The 14,989-nt window shown below is 73.8% G+C and carries 13 protein-coding genes and 1 pseudogene; 3 read left to right on the top strand and 11 right to left on the bottom strand.

Features of this window, described 5'->3' with window-relative positions; genetic code table 11:
- Positions 1 to 173 precede the first annotated feature (173 nt).
- On the top strand, positions 174 to 1,793 hold the full coding sequence (locus JIW86_RS30160; RefSeq protein ID WP_257556934.1) for a PucR family transcriptional regulator: 1,620 nt from the start codon (positions 174 to 176) through the stop codon (positions 1,791 to 1,793).
- Positions 1,794 to 1,880: 87 nt separating this feature from the next.
- Here JIW86_RS30160 and JIW86_RS30155 read toward each other — a convergent pair whose 3' ends face one another.
- From JIW86_RS30155 to JIW86_RS30135, 5 genes are all read right to left on the bottom strand, one after another.
- Positions 1,881 to 3,005, bottom strand: coding sequence for a glycosyltransferase family 4 protein (locus JIW86_RS30155; RefSeq protein ID WP_257556933.1), 1,125 nt, complete (start codon positions 3,003 to 3,005; stop codon positions 1,881 to 1,883).
- 143 nt (positions 3,006 to 3,148) lie between these two features.
- Positions 3,149 to 4,882, bottom strand: coding sequence for a DNA repair protein RecN (gene recN, locus JIW86_RS30150; RefSeq protein WP_257559492.1), 1,734 nt, complete (start codon positions 4,880 to 4,882; stop codon positions 3,149 to 3,151).
- Positions 4,883 to 4,992: 110 nt separating this feature from the next.
- The gene (locus tag JIW86_RS30145) at positions 4,993 to 5,907 is read right to left on the bottom strand and encodes an NAD kinase (protein WP_257556932.1); all 915 of its coding nucleotides are present in this window, start codon (positions 5,905 to 5,907) and stop codon (positions 4,993 to 4,995) included.
- 47 nt (positions 5,908 to 5,954) lie between these two features.
- Positions 5,955 to 6,770, bottom strand: coding sequence for a TlyA family RNA methyltransferase (locus JIW86_RS30140; protein WP_257556931.1), 816 nt, complete (start codon positions 6,768 to 6,770; stop codon positions 5,955 to 5,957).
- 7 nt (positions 6,771 to 6,777) lie between these two features.
- Positions 6,778 to 7,020, bottom strand: a complete 243-nt coding sequence (locus JIW86_RS30135) for a hypothetical protein (protein WP_215148833.1) — start codon at positions 7,018 to 7,020, stop codon at positions 6,778 to 6,780.
- A gap of 65 nt (positions 7,021 to 7,085) precedes the next feature.
- Between JIW86_RS30135 and JIW86_RS30130 the strand changes: the two genes are divergently transcribed.
- Positions 7,086 to 7,433 carry an SCP2 sterol-binding domain-containing protein gene (locus tag JIW86_RS30130; RefSeq protein ID WP_257559491.1) on the top strand — a complete coding sequence of 116 codons (348 nt, stop codon included), beginning with the start codon at positions 7,086 to 7,088 and terminating at the stop codon, positions 7,431 to 7,433.
- Here JIW86_RS30130 and JIW86_RS30125 read toward each other — a convergent pair.
- From JIW86_RS30125 to JIW86_RS30110, 4 genes are read right to left on the bottom strand one after another with little or no spacing between them, the layout of a single operon-like run.
- On the bottom strand, positions 7,430 to 8,254 hold the full coding sequence (locus JIW86_RS30125; protein ID WP_257556930.1) for an ABC transporter ATP-binding protein: 825 nt from the start codon (positions 8,252 to 8,254) through the stop codon (positions 7,430 to 7,432). The genes JIW86_RS30130 and JIW86_RS30125 overlap by 4 nt on opposite strands.
- Positions 8,251 to 9,297, bottom strand: a complete 1,047-nt coding sequence (locus JIW86_RS30120; RefSeq protein ID WP_257556929.1) for a FecCD family ABC transporter permease — start codon at positions 9,295 to 9,297, stop codon at positions 8,251 to 8,253. The genes JIW86_RS30125 and JIW86_RS30120 overlap by 4 nt, the downstream gene beginning before the upstream one ends.
- Positions 9,294 to 10,349, bottom strand: a complete 1,056-nt coding sequence (locus tag JIW86_RS30115; RefSeq protein WP_257556928.1) for a FecCD family ABC transporter permease — start codon at positions 10,347 to 10,349, stop codon at positions 9,294 to 9,296. Before JIW86_RS30115 ends, JIW86_RS30120 begins: the two co-directional genes overlap by 4 nt.
- Positions 10,350 to 10,398: 49 nt before the next feature.
- Positions 10,399 to 11,433, bottom strand: coding sequence for an HAD-IIA family hydrolase (locus JIW86_RS30110; RefSeq protein ID WP_257556927.1), 1,035 nt, complete (start codon positions 11,431 to 11,433; stop codon positions 10,399 to 10,401).
- 96 nt (positions 11,434 to 11,529) lie between these two features.
- Here JIW86_RS30110 and JIW86_RS30105 point away from each other — a divergent pair, with 96 nt between their 5' ends.
- Complete coding sequence (locus tag JIW86_RS30105; protein ID WP_257556926.1) at positions 11,530 to 12,801, top strand: DUF1015 domain-containing protein; 1,272 nt, start codon at positions 11,530 to 11,532, stop codon at positions 12,799 to 12,801.
- Between the two features lie 79 nt (positions 12,802 to 12,880).
- Here the strand turns inward: JIW86_RS30105 and JIW86_RS30100 are convergent, their stop codons facing one another.
- Both JIW86_RS30100 and JIW86_RS42210 read right to left on the bottom strand, forming a co-directional pair.
- Positions 12,881 to 13,738, bottom strand: coding sequence for a tetratricopeptide repeat protein (locus JIW86_RS30100; protein WP_257559490.1), 858 nt, complete (start codon positions 13,736 to 13,738; stop codon positions 12,881 to 12,883).
- Between the two features lie 528 nt (positions 13,739 to 14,266).
- Positions 14,267 to 14,944, bottom strand: a pseudogene (locus JIW86_RS42210) (tetratricopeptide repeat protein); the annotation flags it as partial.
- Positions 14,945 to 14,989 lie beyond the last annotated feature (45 nt).

The raw sequence follows: 14,989 nt of genomic DNA, 5'->3' as shown, positions 1-14,989 counted from the left end.
TTCCGTGTGGAGGGCGCCCACTCTCGCCCCGGGTGACGCAGACCACAATCGGCACGTGGTCCGATAATCTCCTTACGGGGACGACGAGTTGTCGGGCCGGATGGGGGGCAGACCGGACTTGTGACCGGTGGGTGATGTGATCGGAACAGGACGGGCCGGTACCGTCCCACGATATGGACGACCAGGGCGGAATCACGGTTCAGCGGGCACTGGAACTGCCGGGGCTGCGCAGCGGACTGCCGGAGGTGGTGGCCTGCGCCGACCGCCTGGGCCGGACCGTCCGCTGGGTGCACGCGGGTGAGGTCCCGAACATCGCCTCGCTGCTCAAGGGCGGCGAGCTGCTGCTGACCACGGGTCTCGGCCTCGGCACGCGGCCCGCCGAGCAGCGCGCCTTCGTACGACGCCTCGCCGACCGCGGGATCGCCGCGCTGGTCGTCGAGCTGGGGCCGCGGTTCACCCGGCTGCCGGCGACGATCGTGGAGACCGCGCGCGCGGCGGGCCTGCCGCTGGTCCAGCTCCACCGGGAGGTCCCCTTCGTCACCGTCACGGAGGAGGTCCACACCGAGATCGTCAACCACCACTACGCGCTGCTCCAGCGGGCCGAGGAGGTCCACCGGCGGTGTACGGAGGCCCTGTTGGGCGGCGGTGGCATCCCGCAGGTGCTGCGGATCCTGGCCGACTTCACGGGCAACCCGGTCTTCCTGGAGACCCCCGACGGACAGCTGCTCTACGCGGCCGGCAGCTCGGGCGCGGACACGGGCGCCGACCCGCTCCAGGTGTGGGAGGGCCTGCGGGGCCAGCGCGAGGCCGAGCCGTCGGCGAACACCGTGGTGATCGACGTACCCGGCGGGGGCCACGGCACGGGCTCGGTCCGGGCCCGGGTGGTCCTGGTCGGGGTCACGAGCCCGCTGCTGCCGGTGCACCGGATGGCGGCGGAGCGTACGGCGGGCGTCCTGGCCGTCGTCCTCATGCAGGCGCGGCAGGAGGACGAGCTGGCGGCGCGCGGCCGCGGCGACTTCCTCACCGACCTCGCCGAGGGCCGCATCTCGGCGGAGGACGCCCCGGCTCAGGCCCGCGTCCTGGGCTTCAAGCCGGGCACGGGCCCGCTGCTGCCGATAGTGATGCGCCTGTCCACGGACCTGGGCCCCTCGGGCAACTGGGCCGTCCTGGCCCGCGCGGTCCTGGAGGAGCTGTCGTCGGTCGGGGTTCCGGTGCTGCTGGGCGTCCGCCCGGTGGAAGGCCGGGTCCCGCTGCTGGTCTCCCTGCGCGCGGAGTCGGAGCGCACGGCGGTGGCGGACCGGGTGGCGGCCGCGCTGCGGGCGGGCGTGGAGCGCGCGGGCCTCGACCGGGCCTCGGCCCCGCCGGCCGTGGTCGTCGGCGTCGCGGGCGGCTGGGCGGCCGCATCGGCGGGCCTGCGCCACGCGGCGGAGACCGCCACGGCGGCCCACGGCCTGCCGGCCCGCCCCTGGTACGACGCGAGGAGGCTGGACATCGACCTCCTCCTGTGGCGGCTGCGCGAACACCCGGACCTGGCGGCCTTCGTGGACCGCGCGATCGGCCCGCTCCGCACCCACGACACGACCTCCCGGCCGCCGCTCCTGCCCACCCTGGAGACGTACCTGGCCCATGCGGGCCGCAAGGCGGAAACGGCCCGCGAGCTCCACCTGAACCGGCAGACCCTGTACAACCGCCTGGCCCGCATCTCGGAACTCCTGGGCACGGACCTGGACGACCCCGAAACGGTCCTCTCCCTCAGCCTGGCCCTCCGCGCCCGCCGCCACGTTCCTTCCTGACGGGCCCTTGGCACCGCTCGGCGCCAGCGCGCCTCCCGGGTGGGGCTCCGCCCCAGACCCCTACGGCGCTCCGCGCCCGGCGGACGGCTACCGCCGCCCGCGTTCCATCAACTCGTCGTAGACGGACAGGACCTGCGCGACGGTGTCGTCCTCGGACGGCCACGTCGCGGCCTGCACCCGCCCCGCGGCAACCAGCCCGGCCCGACGCCCCGCATCCGACAGCAGGCCGGTCACGGCCGAGGCGAGGGCCTGCGGGTCCCCGTACGGGACGAGCACCGCCCCCTCCCCCACCAGCTCCGGCACGCCCCCCACCGCCGTGGCCACCAGCGGCACCCCCACCCGCAGCGCTTCCTGCGCCAGCAGGGCCCGCTCCTCCCACCGGCTCGGCAGCACCGCCAGGTCCGCCGCCGCCAGCAGCTGCGCCGCGTCCCGGCGCCGCCCCAGCAGCCGCACCGGCAGCCCCTCGGCCTCGATCCGCCGGGACAGTTCGGCCCGTAGCGGCCCCTCCCCCGCGATCACCAGCAGCGGCAGGGGTTCCAGCGTCCGCCACTCCCGTGCCGCGTCGAGCAGTACGGAGTACCCGCGGTGCGGCACCAGGCTCCCGACCGCGATCAGCAACGGCCGTTCCACCACGCCCAGTTCCGCCCGCACCTTCCCGGGATCGGCCCCCGCCGGGGCCGCCGGCACGGCAACCGGTGCCAGCCGCGCGTCCCGCGCCCCCCGCAGCCGGGCCCGGTCCACCAGGTCCGAGGAGGCCCCCAGCACGACCGCCGCGGCCCGTGCCACGTGCCGCTCCAGGATCCGGCTGAGCCGCCCGAGCGCGGCGCCGGCCGCACCGGCGGCCGCCGGGCCGTCTCCGTGCCAGCTCACCACCAGCGGCACCCGGCGCCCCCGCAGGGCCAGCGCGGCCCGCATCCCGGCCCGTACCCCGTGCGCGTGCACGACGTCGGCCGTGGCGCAGGCGGCCCGCAGCGCGTTCACGGCGTCGGGCGCGAACTGCGCCCCCGCGCCGGTGAAGTCGTACTCGCCCTCCGCCTCGACGGGCGCGCACACCGTGACCCGTACCCCGCGCGCGGCGAGCCCGGTCGTGAGCGACCGTACGTGCGCGTTGCTGCCCGCGCCCGCACCGCCGCCGAGCACTTGGACGGTACGCAGCGGCGGCCGCCCGTAGGGCTGGGCCGCGGCGGACGGGTAGACCGGGGAGCTGCTCACGGGCCGAAGCTCCAGGGTGTGGGAGTCAGAGACGTCGCCCAGGATGCCAGTCCGCACGCGCGTTCCGGGACCATACGGGTGCGGATCCCGTGAGAGTTGCCGCGGGACGCCCCCCAGCCTCACCCACACGGGCTAGCGGGGCGTCAACGCTGACGGCTGTCCGCGCGTGCCGCCTCGAGGAGTTCCTCGGCATGTGCCCGCGCCGAGACGGAGTCCTCGTGGCCCGCCAGCATGCGCGACAGCTCGCGGACCCGGTCCTCGCCCTCCAGGACGGTGACACCGCTCCTCGTGACCGATCCGTCGTTGGTCTTCTCGACGAGCAGCTGCCGGTCCGCGAACGCCGCCACCTGCGGCAGATGGGTGACGACCACCACCTGGGCCGACTTGGCGAGCTTCGCCAGCCGCCGCCCGACCTCGACGGCGGCCTTGCCGCCGACGCCCGCGTCGACCTCGTCGAAGAGGTACGTGGGCACCGGGTCGGAGCCCGCGAAGACGACCTCCACGGCCAGCATCACCCGGGACAGCTCACCGCCCGAGGCACCCTTGGCGATCGGCCGCGGCTGGGCGCCGGGGTGCGGGGCCAGCAGCAGTTCCACCTCGTCCGCGCCCGAGGGTCCGTAGGCGACCGGGCGGCCGTCCACGTCCACCCCGTCGGGGTCGTCGGCCTGCCTGACGTCGATGGTGACCCGGGCGTGCGGCATCGCCAGCGAGGCCAGCTCCTCCGTCACGGCCGAGGCGAACCGGGTCGCCGCCTCCACCCGCGCGTCCGTCAGTGCCTGGGCCAGCGCCGACAGTTCGGAGCGCAGTCCGTCCCGCTCGGCGGTCAGCTCGGTGATCCGCTCGTCGTCGCCGTCCAGCTCCAGCAGCCGCGCGGCGCCCTGCTCCGCCCACTCCAGAACGGCGTCCACGGTGCCTTCGGAGCCGTACTTGCGCGTCAGCTGGGTCAGGGCCGCCCGCCGCTCCTCCACGGCGGCCAGCCGCAGCGGATCGGCGTCCAGGTCGTCGGCGTAGCCCGCCAGCTCCCCGGCCACGTCGGCCAGCAGGATGCCCAGTTCGCCGATCCGCTCGGCGAGCGCGCCGAGCGCCGGGTCGTGCGAGCGTACGGACTCCAGGGCCCGGTGGGCGCCCGCGACGAGGGTGTTGGCCTCGATGCCTTCCGGGTCCTCCGGATTGCCGGCCAGCGCGGCGTGCGCCAGCTGGGCCGCCGAGGCCAGCGATTCGGCGTGCCCGAGCCGCTCGGCCTCCGCCGCGAGTTCGGTGCCCTCACCGGCCACCGGTTCCACGGCGGCGATCTCGTCCAGCCCGAAGCGCAGCAGGTCGGCCTCCTGGGCCCGTTCCCGGGCCCGGGTGGTGATCTCCTCCAGCTCGACGGCGACCGCGCGCAGCCTGCGGTAGGCCGAGCCGTACTTCTCCAGCGGGACGGCGACGGCGTCCCCGGCGTACCGGTCGAGCGCCTGCCGCTGCCGGGCGGGCCGCAGCAGCCCCTGCTGGTCGGTCTGCCCGTGTACGGCGACCAGGTCGTCGGCGAGCTCGGAGAGCAGGCCGACGGGCACGGAGCGGCCGCCGACGTGGGCGCGCGAGCGCCCCTCGGCGGACACGGTCCGGCTGATCAGCAGGGCGCCGTCGTCGAGCTCGGCTCCGGCCTCCTCGGCCCGTACGGCTGCGGGCGCGTCGGGGCGCATGACGATGCGGCCCTCGACGACCGCGGCCTTGGCCCCGATCCGTACCAGGGCCGGGTCGGCGCGACCGCCGAGCAGCAGCCCGAGGCTGGTGACGACCATCGTCTTGCCCGCGCCGGTCTCGCCGGTCACCGCGGTGAAACCGGGCGACAGCTCGACCACCGCGTCGTCGATGACCCCGAGCGACCGTATCCGCATCTCCTCAAGCACGGGACGACGATACCGAGGTTTCACCGGTGCCATGTGACCTCACCCGCCCGAAGTTCTCCGAACGGACGTGCTATTTAGGGCGGAGGGCCGGAACGGGCTCAGTGGGGCGCCCCGCGCCACCCCGACACGGGCAGCGCGAACTTCGCGACGAGCCGGTCCGTGAACGACGCGTGGTGCAGCCGGGCGAGCCGCACCGGCACCGCGCCCCGCCGGACCTCCACCCGGGCCCCGGCCGGCAGCTCCAGCATCCGCCGGCCGTCGCACCACAGCACCCCGTGCGGGGTCCCGGTCTGCACCTCGACCGCCAGCACCGAGTCCGGCGAGGTCACCAGCGGCTTCGCGAACAGCGCGTGCGCGCTGATCGGCACCATCAGCAGCGCCTCCACCTCCGGCCAGACCACCGGCCCGCCCGCCGAGAAGGCGTACGCCGTCGAGCCCGTCGGGGTCGCGCAGACGATCCCGTCACAGCCGAAGCCGGACACCGGGCGCCCGTCGATCTCCAGGACCACCTCGAGCATCCGCTCCGGGGACACCTTCTGGACCGCGGCCTCGTTCAGCGCCCAGTCCTGGTGGACCACGTCGCCGTTCGTGCGCACGATCACATCGAGGGTCATCCGCTCCTCGACCTCGTACTCGCGCGTCACCACCCGGTCCACGACCTTGTCCAGGTCGTCGCGCTCCGCCTCGGCGAGGAACCCCACCCGGCCCAGGTTGACGCCCAGCATCGGCACCCCGGAGGCACGCGCGAACTCCGCGCCCCGCAGCAGGGTTCCGTCGCCGCCCAGCACGATGAGCAGCTCGCAGCCGTCGAGCACCCCCGGGGTGGACTCGGTGACCAGCTCCACCTCGGGCGGCAGCGGCAGGTCCGCCGCCTCGTGCGCGAAGACCCGTACGCCCAGCCCGCAGCGCAGCAGCCCCTTCACGACCAGCTCGGCGCTCCGGATGGCCGCCGGCCGGCCGGTGTGCGCGAGCAGGAAGACGGTCCGCCCCGTCGCCGGACCCGACCCTGACACCGAAACCGAACCCGAATCCGCTGAACCCGCTGAACCCGCTGAATCTGTCACTGCGGCCCCTCCGCCACTGCACGGTCAACATCCGCCGGGTCGAGTGCCGGTGCCCCCGCCCGCAGCCACAGAAAGTACTCGACGTTCCCCGACGGTCCCGGCAACGGACTCGCGGTCACCCCGAGAACGCCCAGCCCGAGCTTCGCCGCCTGCGCCGCGACCTCGCGCACGGCCTCCGCCCGCAGCTCGGGACTGCGCACCACGCCGCCGCTGCCCAGCCGGTCCTTGCCGACCTCGAACTGCGGCTTGACCATCAGCACCAGATCCGCGTCCGGCGCGCAGCACCGTACGAGCGCGGGCAGCACCAGCCCGATGGAGATGAAGGACAGGTCACCGACGACCAGGTCGGCCGGAGTCCCGTCGATCAGCTCCACCGTCAGTTCGCGGACGTTCGTACGGTCCTTGACGGTGACCCGGTCGTCGCTCTGCAGCGACCAGGCGAGCTGCCCGTAGCCGACGTCGACGGCCACCACATGGGCGACGCCCGCGCGCAGCAGCACATCGGTGAACCCGCCCGTGGAGGCTCCGGCGTCCAGTGCCCGGCGGCCCTCCACCCGCAGCCCCTGCGGCTGGAAGGCGGCGAGCGCGCCCGCGAGCTTGTGGCCGCCCCGCGAGACGTAGTCGGGATCACTGTCGTCCTTGAGGACGACGAGAGCCGCGCTCGTCTCCACCTGGGTGGCGGCCTTGGTCGCGGTGGTACCGCCCACGGTCACCCGGCCCGCGGCGATCAGCTGCGCGGCGTGCTCGCGCGAGCGGGCCATGCTGCGGCGTACCAGTTCGGCGTCCAGGCGGCGGCGTGCCACTCCTGCCACGTTCGGTTCAGCTCCTGTTTTCGTGCGGACCAGGGACGGGCGGTGCGTCCAGCGCAGTCAGCGCCTCGCGCAGCCCCCGGTGGACATCCTCGTACACCGCGAGGTGTCCGTCCGCCGTGAGGTGGTCGGCGTCCGCCAGCCGCGCCAGGTGCGCGTCCACTGCGCCGTGCCCGGTGGGCGTGCGTACGATGCCCAGCGCCACGGGCCCGGCGGCGGTGTCGGCCGTGGGCTCGGCAGCTTCGTCGGTCATGCCCCGACGCTACCCCGAAGCGCCCCGCGACCACGCAACGGCTCTGCGGTACGGTCGTGATCACGATGGCTACGATCCAGGAGTGCCGAGCCGCACTCGACCGACTCTCCGACAACCTCGCCGGGGCGGACGGCGGCGTGCGCGGCGCCGCCGCGCTCGACCGCTCCCTGAGCTGCCACATCACGGACCTGGACCAGACCTTCACGGGCCGCCTCGAAGACGGCCGGATCCGGGTGGAGGCGATCGCCCCGGGCCCGCCCGCGACGAAGGCCGAGATCCGGCTCGCGATGACCGGCGCCGACCTGGTCGCCCTGGTCGCGGGCGACCTGAAGTTCGCCAAGGCCTGGGCCGCCGGCCGCGTCAGACTGGAAGCCGGCTTCCGCGACCTCCTCCGCCTGAAGAGCCTGCTCTAGGCCGGGGCCTTCGTACGAGCCTTCCGCGCGGCCGGAATCACCAGCGGCGTCCCCGTCTCCGGGTCGGCGATGACCTGGCAGCGCAGCCCGAACACCCGCTCCACCAGCTCAGCCGTGACCACCTCTCCCGGCGGCCCCTCGGCGACGACCTCGCCACCCCGCATCGCGATCAGGTGCGTGGCGTACCGCGCCGCGTGGTTCAGGTCGTGCAGCACCGCCACCAGCGTGCGCCCCTGGTTCTCGTGCAGCTCGGCGCACAGGTCCAGCACGTCGATCTGGTGCTGGATGTCCAGGTAGGTCGTCGGCTCGTCGAGCAGCAGCAGCGGGGTCTGCTGGGCCAGCGCCATCGCGATCCACACGCGCTGCCGCTGACCGCCCGACAGCTCGTCCACGGCCCGGTCGGCGAGTTCGGCGACCCCGGTCGAGGCCATCGCCTCCGCCACGATCCGCTCGTCCTGCGACGACCACTGCCGCAGCAGCCCCTGGTGCGGATACCGCCCGCGCGAGACCAGGTCGGCCACCGTGATGCCGTCCGGCGCGATCGAGGACTGCGGGAGCAGACCCAGCGTCTTGGCGACCTTCTTCGCCGGCATCGACCCGATGGCCTGCCCGTCCAGCAGCACCCGCCCGGCGGACGGCTTCAGCATCCGCGACAGGGCCCGCAGCAGCGTGGACTTGCCGCAGGCGTTGGGGCCGACGATCACGGTGAAGGAGTTGTCGGGGATCTCCACCGACAGGTTCTCGGCGATGACCCGCTGGTCGTAGCCGAGGGTCACGTTCTGCGTGGTGAGCCGCTGCACTTGGTCACTCCTGAGGTTCATATACGTCCTGCCTTGCGCTCGGTGACGAGCAGCCAGAGCAGATAGACACCGCCGACGAGCCCGGTCACCACACCCACCGGCAGCTGGTCGGCGCCGAAGGCCCGCTGCGAGGCCCAGTCGGACACCAGCAGCAGCACCGAGCCCATGAGCGCGCCGGACAGCAGGTTCGCCCCGGGCGAGCGGGTCAGCCGCCGGGCCAGCTGCGGCGCGGCCAGCGCCACGAAGCTGATCGGCCCGGCCGCGGCGCTCGCCGCGGTGGTGAGCAGGATCGCCGCGAGCATCAGCAGCAGACGCGTGCGCTCCACCCGTACCCCGAGGGCGTACGCGGCGTCGTCGCCCATCTCCATCATCCGCAGGGCCCGGCCCTGGCCGAGCACCAGCGGGAAGAGCACCACGCAGACCGCGAGCAGCGGCCACACCTGCGCCCAGTCCCGGCCCGCCAGCGAGCCGGTCAGCCAGACCATCGCCCGGGTGGCCTCGACCATCTGGGCCTTCGTGATCAGGTACTGGATCACGGCGATCAGCATGGCGGAGGCGCCGATGCCGACCAGCACCAGCCGGTATCCCTGGATCCCCTGCTTGTAGGCCAGCAGGTACACGGCCAGGCCGGCCAGCAGGCCGCCGAGCAGCGCGCCGATCGCCACCTCGGTGGCTTCGCCCTTGAACAGGATGATCACGGTGAGCGCACCCACCGCCGAGCCGTACCCGAAGCCGAGCAGGTCGGGAGAGCCCAGCGGGTTGCGGGAGACGGACTGGAAGACGGCTCCCGCCATCCCGAGGGCCGCGCCGACCAGCAGGGCGACCAGGACCCGCGGCAGCCGCAGGTCGTTGACGATGAAGTCGTTGGCGGGGGTGCCGTTGCCCAGCAGGGTCTGTACGACGTCCCACGGCGCGATGTCGAAGTCCCCGGTCCCGATGAGCAGGACGGCCAGCGCGAACGCGGCGAGAGCGAGCAGCACCCCGGTGGCCAGGGCGCGCCGCTCGACCCGCAGCGATATCCCGCCGGGGAGGTTCAGCCGACGGGCTTTGGCGGTCGCGGTCACAGCTGGGCCATCCTCTTGCGCCGAACCAGATAGATGAAGACGGGGCCGCCGATGAGTGCGGTGACGATGCCGACCTGAAGCTCGGCGGGCCGGGTCACGACCCGGCCGACGACGTCGGCGCCGAGCAGCAGCACGGGGGACAGGACGGCCGAGTACGCGAGCACCCAGCGCATGTCGGGTCCGGTGAACGCCCGCACCAGGTGCGGGATCATCAGCCCGATGAAGACGATGGGCCCGCAGGCGGCGGTCGCCGCACCGCACAGCAGGGTGATGGCGAGCATCGCGCCGATCCGGGTCCGCGTCAGGTTCGCGCCGAGCGCCCGGGCGGTGTCGTCGCCCATGGCCATCGCGTTGAGCGGCCGGCCCAGCGACAGCGCGAGCACCGCGCCGACGAGCAGGAAGGGGGCGACCTGCCGGACGGTGTCCATGTTGGCGGAGGCCAGCGACCCCACCGTCCAGAAGCGCAGCTTGTCCAGCGCCTTGCTGTCCATCAGCTGCACGGCGTTGATGTAGCCGACCAGGGCCGCGCTGGCCGCCGTACCCGCCAGCGCGAGCCGCACCGGCGTCGCGCTGCGGCTGCCGCCGAGTACGTAGACGACGACGGAGACGATGGCGGCGCCGAGGAAGGCCCACCACACGAACTCGCTCAGGGAGCTCGCTCCCAGGAAGCTGATCGCGGAGACGACGGCGGCCGCGGCCCCGGCGTTGACGCCGAGGATGCCGGGCTCCGCCAGCGGATTGCGCGCCAGGGCCTGCATGACCGCCCCGGACAGGCCGAGCCCGAGCCCGACCAGCAGCCCGAGCAGGGTGCGCGGCACCCGCAGGTCCCGCACCACCACGTCGGAGGGCGTCCCCGAGTAGTCGAACAGGCCGTGCCAGACCTCTTCGAGGGGCATCTGCTTCGCGCCGACGGCGATGCTCACCACCGCGATCAGCGCCAGCACCGCGAGGGCGCCCAGCAGACCGGCGGCGCGCGCGCCATGGCGTGAACGGGCAGCGGCGACCGGCGCCGCGCTCTGTTCGGGGGGACTCTCGGGACTCTCGACCAACACGGAAGTTAGGTTAGCCTACCCTGCCACCCTTCCTGATCACCCGAACGGCCTACAACCCCAGCCGGGCGAGGGCCTTCTCTGCGTCCAGCGCACAGACCCCGTCCCCGGCCGCCGTCCAGGCCGCCGCGCACAGCGCCCGCAGCCCGTCGACCGGATCCCCGCCCTCCCCGCGCAGCTCCAGTACGTCGTCCAGCGCGACCGCGGTCCATCCCCCGCAGCGGAATCCCGCCGCGGCCGCCTCCACCTCGGGCTGCCCGGTCAGCAGCCCCCGCAGATCCCGGTCCACGTACGTCGGCCGGTGCCTGGGCTCGGCCCGCACCAGCTGCTCCGCGTCAGTCACCCCGGTCAGCACCAGCAGCGAGTCCACCTCACCGTTGAAGGCGCCCTCGATGTCGGTGTCCAGCCGGTCCCCGACCACCAGCGGCCGCTTCGCCCCGGTCCGCAGCACGGTCTCCCGGTGCATCGGGGGCAGCGGCTTGCCCGCCACCTGCGGCTCGGCGCCCGTCGCGATCCGGACGACCTCCACCGCGGCCCCGTTGCCCGGCGCGATGCCCCGCGCACCCGGAATCGTCAGGTCGGTGTTGGACGCGTACCACGGCACCCCCCTGTTGATCGCGTACGAGGCCTCGGCGAACCGCCCCCACGCCAGGTCCGGGCCCCCGTACCCCTGCACGACCGCCGCGAGCCCCTCCTCCTCGGCCGACTCCACCGGCACCAGCCCGCGCTCGCGCAGCGCGACCCGCAGCCCCTCCCCACCGATCACCAGCACCTTCGACCCCGGCTCCACCTGCTCCGCGATCAGCCGGGCCACCGCCTGCGCCGAGGTGATCACCTCGCCCGGCTCGGTCGGGATGCCGAGCTCGCCCAGGTGCTCCGCGACGGCGTCCGGGGTCCGCAGCGCGTTGTTCGTGACGTACGCGAGGTGCATCCCGTCGGCCCGGGCCGCGGCGAGGGACTCCACCGCGTACGCGATGGCCTCCCCGCCCGCGTAGACCACTCCGTCGAGGTCCAGCAGAGCCGTGTCGTAAGCCTGGTGGAGACTCCGCCCGCTCGACGCGGGGCTGGTCCTGCTCTGCCGGGTCATCTGTCCGCTCCTCATACGATTTCGCGCGCTCGATCTTGTCCGGTTCCGCACTCCCCCGATCATCCCGCATCCCGAGACGGGTCTTACCATGCACCAATGACCACATCTGGCACCGCGGACCGAGGGCTGCGCCTGATCCCGTTCCATGGCCTGCGCTATGTCCCGGAGCGTGTCGGCAGCCTCGCCGCCGTCACCTCACCGCCGTACGACGTGGTCGTGCGCCCCGACGGAGTCGACCACCTCGAATCCGCCGACCCCCACAACATCGTCCGCCTGATCCTTCCGCAGGCCGGCACCCCTGCCGCGCGCAACGAACAGGCCGCGCGCACCCTGCACGACTGGCTGGCCGAGGGCATCCTCAGCGCCGACCCCGAGCCCGCGCTCTACGTCTACGAACAGCGCCGGGCCGGTCTGCTCCAGCGCGGCATCATCGGCGCCCTCGCCCTGTCCACCGCGGACGCCGGCATCGTCCTGCCCCACGAGGACGTCATGCCGGACGTGGTCACCGATCGGGCGGGCCTGATGCGGGCCACCTCGGCCAATCTCGAACCGCTCCTCCTCACCTACCGGGGCGACGACCCCGGCGCGGGCGCGGCGGCCGTCGTCGAGCGCACGGCGGGCCGCGCGCCCCTCCTGTCGACGACCACCGAGGACGGCTTCCAGCACCGCCTCTGGGCCATAACGGACCCGGCCGAGCTGGCCACCGTCACCGCCGATCTCAGCCACCGCCAGGCCCTCATCGCCGACGGCCACCACCGCTGGGCCACGTACCTGCGCCTCCAGGAGGAACACGGTTCCCCGACCGCCTGGGACTTCGGCCTGGTCCTCCTCGTGGACACCGTCCGCTACCCGCTCCAGGTCCGCGCCATCCACCGGATGCTGCGCCGCCTCCCCGTCCGGGACGCCCTCGCCGCTCTCCACGGTCACTTCCAGGTCCGCCCCGTCGAGGGACCGCTCCCGCTGGCACTGGAGGTTCTCGCGGACGCCGCGGAACGGGGCAACGCCTTCCTCCTGACCGGCGACGGCAGCTTCCACCTGGTCACCGACCCCGAACTGGCGCTGCTGGAGAGCACGGTCCGCCGCGACCGCCCCGAGGCCTGGCGCCGGCTGGACGCCACGGTCCTGCACGCCACCCTGCTCGACGCCGTGTGGCACGTCCCGGACACCCCGGACCAGATCACGTACATCCACGACGCCGCCGCGACCGTGGACATGGCCGAGCGCCACGGGGGCACCGCGGTCCTGATGCACCCCGTACGGGAGGAAGTCGTACGGGATCTGGCCCGCCAGGGCGTCACCATGCCCCGGAAGTCCACCTCCTTCGGCCCGAAGCCGGCCACCGGCCTGGTGCTGCGCGGCCTGGAGTGACGCACCCGGACATGAAGAAGGGCGGTACCCCGGTGGGGGTACCGCCCTTCTTCATGTCACTTCACCGTGCCGCAGGCCCTCAGGCCTTGTCGCGGCCCGCGTCCCGCTCGTCGTCCTCGACGACGACCACCTCGTCGGTGACGTCGAAGTCGGCCTCGGACTCCTCCAGCGGCTCGTACTCCTCGTCGTCCTCGTCGTAGTACTCGGCGACGTCGGAGGCGCGCTCGGCCGCGGCGACCTCGGCCGAGTCCTGGTCGTCGTCCTCGTCGTCCTCGTCGCCCTCGACCAGGTCGTCGGCGATGGCATCCGAGGCGTCGACGAACTCGACACCGTCGAGCTCGGCGAGACGGTCGGAGGCGTCGGTGGCGCCGTCCTTGTCCGCTTCGAGGGTCTTGGCGAACCACTCGCGCGCCTCGTCCTCACGGCCGGCCGCCAGCAGGGCGTCGGCGTAGGCGTACCGCAGGCGCGCGGTCCAGGGCTGGACGGAGCTGGAGGCCAGCTCCGGGCTCTGCAGGGTCACGATGGCGGCCTCGAGCTGCCCCTGATCCCGCCGGGCACCGGCGGCCACCAGGCGCATCTCGACCTGACCGGCCTTGTCCAGCTTCTGCACCTCGGGCTCGCCGGCCATGGCCAGCGCCCGCTCCGGACGGCCGAGGCCGCGCTCGCAGTCGGCCATGACGGGCCACAGCTCGACGGAGCCGGTCATGCGCTTGGCGGCGCGGAACTCCGCGAGCGCCTCGCTGTACTTCTGCGTGGCGTACGCGGCGAAGCCGGCGGCCTCGCGGACGGCGGCGACACGGGAGGCCAGTCGCAGGGCGATGCGCGAGTACGCGTACGCCTGCTCGGGGTCCTCGTCGATCAGCCGCGCGACCATGACGAGGTTCTTGGAGACTTCCTCGGCCAGGCCCTTGGGCAGGCTCAGCAGCTCCTGACGCACGTCGGCGTCGATCTCGAGGCCGGTGACGTCCTCGTCGATCGGAAGCCGCTTGACCGGGTCCCGGTCGCGGTCCCCGCGGTAGTCGCGGTCGCCGCCACGGTCATCGCGACCACGGTAGCCACCACGGTCACCACCGCGATCGTCACGGCCACCACGGAACCCGCCACGGTCGCCACCACGGTCGTCACGACGGGGGTAGCTGGGACGGTCGCCACCGCGGTCATCGCGGCGCGGGTAGGACGGACGGTCGCCACCACGGTCGTCACGGCCGCCGCGGAACCCACCACGGTCGTCATCACGACGCGGGTAGCTGGGACGGTCGCCACCGCGGTCATCACGGCGCGGGTAGGACGGACGGTCCCCGCCACGGTCGTCACGGCGGAAGCCGCCACCGCCACCGGAGGGACGCTCGCCGCCACGGTCGTCACGGCGCGGGTAGGACGGACGGTCGCCACCACGGTCGTCACGGCCGCCGCGGAACCCACCACGGTCGTCATCACGACGCGGGTAGCTCGGACGGTCGCCACCACGGTCATCACGACGGAAGCCGCCGCCTGCGGGACGGTCGCCACCGCGGTCGTCACGGCGCGGGTAGGACGGACGGTCCCCGCCACGGTCGTCACGGCCGCCGCGGAACCCACCACGGTCGTCATCACGACGCGGGTAGCTCGGACGGTCGCCACCACGGTCATCACGACGGGGGTACGACGGACGGTCGCCGCCACGGTCGTCACGGCGGAAGCCGCCGCCACCACCGGAGGGACGGTCGCCACGGTCGTCACGACGGAAACCGCCGCCCGCGGGGCGGTCCCCACCACGGTCGTCACGACGGGGGAAGGACGGACGGTCGCCACCGCGGTCGTCACGGCGCGGGTAGGACGGACGGTCGCCACCACGGTCGTCACGGCCGCCGCGGAACCCACCACGGTCGTCATCACGACGCGGGTAGCTCGGACGGTCGCCACCACGGTCATCACGACGGGGGTACGACGGACGGTCGCCGCCACGGTCGTCACGGCGGAAGCCGCCGCCACCACCGGAGGGACGGTCGCCACGGTCGTCACGACGGAAACCGCCGCCCGCGGGGCGGTCCCCACCACGGTCATCACGACGGGGGAAGGACGGACGGTCGCCGCCACGGTCGTCACGGCGGAAGCCGCCACCGCCGCCGCCGGAGGGACGGTCGCCACGGTCATCGCGACGGAAGCCGCCACCCGTGGGACGGTCGCCACCACGGTCGTCACGGCGCGG

It is taken from the genome of Streptomyces sp. NBC_00162, from assembly GCF_024611995.1.
Classification (GTDB): Bacteria; Actinomycetota; Actinomycetes; order Streptomycetales; family Streptomycetaceae; genus Streptomyces.
The sequence above is the reverse complement of the archived record's forward strand: the minus strand, read 5'-3'. Positions and strand labels throughout refer to the sequence as shown.

Excerpts from the sequence above, each read along its gene's own strand:
- JIW86_RS30160 (WP_257556934.1), top strand. The coding sequence starts at position 174 with ATGGACGACCAGGGCGGAATCACGGTTCAGCGGGCACTGGAACTGCCG.
- JIW86_RS30105 (WP_257556926.1), top strand. The coding sequence starts at position 11,530 with ATGACCACATCTGGCACCGCGGACCGAGGGCTGCGCCTGATCCCGTTC.
- JIW86_RS30110 (WP_257556927.1), bottom strand. The coding sequence starts at position 11,433 with ATGACCCGGCAGAGCAGGACCAGCCCCGCGTCGAGCGGGCGGAGTCTC.
- recN (WP_257559492.1), bottom strand. The coding sequence starts at position 4,882 with ATGCGGATACGGTCGCTCGGGGTCATCGACGACGCGGTGGTCGAGCTG.
- JIW86_RS30135 (WP_215148833.1), bottom strand. The coding sequence starts at position 7,020 with ATGACCGACGAAGCTGCCGAGCCCACGGCCGACACCGCCGCCGGGCCC.
- JIW86_RS30125 (WP_257556930.1), bottom strand. The coding sequence starts at position 8,254 with ATGAACCTCAGGAGTGACCAAGTGCAGCGGCTCACCACGCAGAACGTG.
- JIW86_RS30130 (WP_257559491.1), top strand. The coding sequence starts at position 7,086 with ATGGCTACGATCCAGGAGTGCCGAGCCGCACTCGACCGACTCTCCGAC.